Source organism: Parashewanella hymeniacidonis, from assembly GCF_016900895.1.
In the GTDB taxonomy this organism is placed as follows: domain Bacteria; phylum Pseudomonadota; class Gammaproteobacteria; order Enterobacterales; family Shewanellaceae; genus Parashewanella; species Parashewanella hymeniacidonis.
In genome coordinates, this window is record NZ_JAFEUN010000286.1 from 1 (window position 1) to 1,218 (window position 1,218).

At 37.8% G+C, this 1,218-nt stretch carries 1 protein-coding gene; it reads left to right on the plus strand.

The annotated features are described in order from the left end of the window. The first annotated feature begins 124 nt into the window (after window positions 1-124). Complete coding sequence (locus JQC92_RS22365; RefSeq protein WP_205001729.1) at window positions 125-838, plus strand: queuosine precursor transporter; 714 nt, start codon at window positions 125-127, stop codon at window positions 836-838. Window positions 839-1,218: the final 380 nt, after the last annotated feature.

Consider the following 1,218-nt stretch of genomic DNA (forward strand, 5'->3'; position numbering starts at 1 on the left):
GGATATTGGGAAGAATTTTGGTCAAAGTTAGATCGATACGGTTTTCCTGTTACACATAATTTGTAACGAGTTTACCAACAAGCCTGAAACAAATAATTTAGACATTAATTAGACTGAACACCCTATGCGGAAAAGCAGCGAGCTAACAAAAGATAACACTGCGCCTGAGTCGGTGGTAATACATAATAAACTGTTGTTTCTGCAGGCCGCTTACTTATCGGTATTATGTTTAACGGTTTGTTTTGCTAACTATTTTATCAAAGTATTTGGGATGACTTTGCCCGGCGGTATATTTGTCTTCCCGGTGTCATTTATCATTTGTGATGTTGTGGTTGAAGTTTACGGTTACACAACGGCTAAGATGTTTGTCTGGTTAGGCATTATCGTTGAAGTCTTTTTTGCTTTTACCTCGCAATGGATCACAGCCTTGCCCAACCCTGATGTCTTCATTCATGCTCAAGCTTACAACACGGTATTTGAGCCAACGGTTAGATATGTTTTTTCAGGGATGGCAGGGTTCTTTTGCGGTGAATTTATGAATGCCTATTTACTCTCTACCACAAAAATATGGCTACAAGGTAAACACTTTATTGTGCGAAGTGTTTGCACCACAGCACTAGGTCAAGGGCTGTTGAGTATTGTGGTTGACTACCTCGCTTTCTCAGGAAAGATGAGTAACACCGCCTTGGTAAAAATGGTGTTCTCTGGTTGGAAGATCAAGATGGCATACAGCTTATTGTTTGTCGTCCCAGCATGGTTCATTGTTCGATACATTAAGAAGAAAGATAACATTGATGTCTACGACACCAATGTTAACTACAACCCGTTTTGGTTTTGACGTTAGTTGTTGATTAGCTGGCAAGCTTTTGGACATAAATTAGTTTCGACTTTAATATGATATCAACGAGTTGCATTAGAAATAGTATCCCTAAAACCCAATTATAAACATCTAATTTCTGATATCCACGGCTAGCCATAAAAATACAACTTAGGGCTTGCATGAACTTACAATAAAGATGCGCACAACGGAATTTATCGTAAACAGATAACCTGAATATGAGTCGGTTTTAAAGGGCTTCTGAATTTAAATAGCTCATTTGGAACCCATCAAACATGGGTAACAAATTAAGAAGAAAAATCTGAGGAGAAAAGCTTTATTTTTGAGATAATAAGTCAACCACGACAACTATCAAAATAAAATGGCGATTCTGAACAAAA